The organism is Criblamydia sequanensis CRIB-18 (assembly GCF_000750955.1).
Lineage (GTDB): Bacteria > Chlamydiota > Chlamydiia > Chlamydiales > Criblamydiaceae > Criblamydia > Criblamydia sequanensis.
This window is the reverse complement of the sequence record NZ_CCEJ010000019.1, coordinates 1-2,038: the sequence shown is the minus strand read 5'-3', so window position 1 is coordinate 2,038 and position 2,038 is coordinate 1. Positions and strand designations below refer to the sequence as shown.

The 2,038-nt window shown below is 35.8% G+C and carries 1 protein-coding gene; it reads left to right on the top strand.

Annotated elements, in window-relative coordinates:
* Positions 1-511 precede the first annotated feature (511 nt).
* Entirely contained in the window at positions 512-1,471 is a 960-nt protein-coding gene (locus CSEC_RS12440) for an Lpg1974 family pore-forming outer membrane protein (protein WP_154017715.1), read from the top strand.
* The last annotated feature ends 567 nt before the right edge of the window (positions 1,472-2,038 follow it).

Here is a 2,038-nt window from a genome sequence, read left to right as displayed (position 1 = left end):
AGAAAAATTTTGAAATAGCAGCCGTACAATTACTTAAGATAATTCCTGACCACTGATCGTTACACACTCAAAGTAGCTTAAATGGCTTTTGAACCTGTGTGCTTTTTTTAAAAGAAAAACTTCTTATAGATTAAAGTTCCCCTAAATTATCCCATGACCTATTTTGCTAAAGTTTTCTTCAATTAAAGAATTTTACTCAAGATATATTCAGATGATATCCCAATCAAAATTTATAAAACTCATTCAATAGTCTTTGATGATTTGTGAGGCATCATCATTTTTATATTTGCTGCTAAAAAATAAATCTATTCATAAAAAACGATTAAATATACATTGAACTCGGTTTTGAAAAATTAAATTTGGATTTTTTATGTTGTATTTTAATCAAACAAGGGCAGCGATTCTTTCAAAGATTATTCTCCTGCTATTCACAGCATCTATTAAAGCAGACTGTATCGATACAGAAAATTATTGTTCGCCGCTTGAATATGATAGCTATTGCAATTCAACAATGTATCGGGGAAGCTTTTCTATCAGAGGAGACTTTCTTTATTGGCAGCCAGTAGCAACAGGAATGGCCTATGCCCTAACAAGAACAAATCTAGATCTTCCTTTTGGTCCTTTCGGTCCGGGATTAGTTCCCGATAATCTTTCTCTACAAAATGTGGATGTCGATTATGGGCCAGGATATCGAATCGGCGCGAGATATACTTTATTTGAAAACGAATGGGATATCGATGGAGAGTACACGCGTTTTGAAAATTCAGGCAGTGATTCTGTATTAGCCGGCAATGGAACATTGATCGATACTTTATGGGATGCCATCAGTTCAATTAATACCACTCAAGCTAGTGCTGATTTAACAATAGGAATCAAAGCAGCTAATATTTGCATGGGTAGGACAATCTCTCTTTGGGATTGTTTTTCAATGAGACCGAATTTCGGTGTTCAATGGTATGAAAGTAATAGCAAAGAAAAGATTGAATACATTGGTACAACACTAATTTTGGACGTCCCTTTTGATTCAAGATCTGATATCGAACTGTTTTGTAACACCAAAGCAGTGGGCCTTGTGGCAGGTTTAGATGCATTTTGGAAGCTTCCTTGCAATTTTGGATTATTTGGTAACGCAAAATATGGTATTTCAAGATCTAGATTCTCAACTGGGCAAAATCAACTAGTATTTATCACAGGACAGGACGATGTAAGTCTAACTTCTAGCACTAGTTTCAGAGCCATGATCCAAAATTTTCATCTCAAAGGAGGCTTAAATTGGAATACTCCATTGAATTTAGTTAATTGTTGCATGAATTTGGATATATATGTTGCCTATGAGATGTCCGTATACCTGCAAGCTATTCAAATAACTCGTGTTCTTTCTTTAGGAACAGGATTCTCTGATGCTAACACAACAAACATCGGAAATGTAGCTTTTCATGGATTGACAACAGGAATTAAGGTTTCCTTCTAAAGCTCAGGCCAAATACCTAAGTTCTAGTCTTGAAGTTTGCGAGAGAAACCTTAACTGAACGAATATCTGGAATTACAAGCAGCAGGTGATAAATTGAAACAGGGCCGGTAATAAAGATATACAATTATCCGGCCCAATAAAGATTGACTCCTTTGCTATCTGGCGAGGCATACCAAGCTTGAGTCTTTGAGACAACAGTTTCTATAACACTACAGTGGTAGAAAGATAATGCCCCACCAAGGAGACCAGGATAAACAAACCTCTCTCACCGGTCATCGAGTGATAATCTCCCGATCAATAAACTATAAGGATTGATAATGCGATTAGAAATCACGCTTGAGTTTCCATATCATATTGGAACGGCAATCCCACATTTCCACTAGTATTTGCCTGAACAAAAGATAGCAGCAATAAAAGCATTCAAGTGAAGAAAGTATAGAAAATCATTCGTTTTTTTCAGCAGATCAATTACAAATAAAACCTAAAGAAAAAAAAGAAGTGATAGAGGTGCCTTAAGGTGTAGTAGCTACGTCCGCATTTTTTTAAGAAGTCATCTATCTTGGCTAA

What these genes read in the sequence shown, in the direction of transcription:
- CSEC_RS12440 (WP_154017715.1), top strand. Translation starts at nt 512, where the DNA reads ATGTATCGGGGAAGCTTTTCTATCAGAGGAGACTTTCTTTATTGGCAG.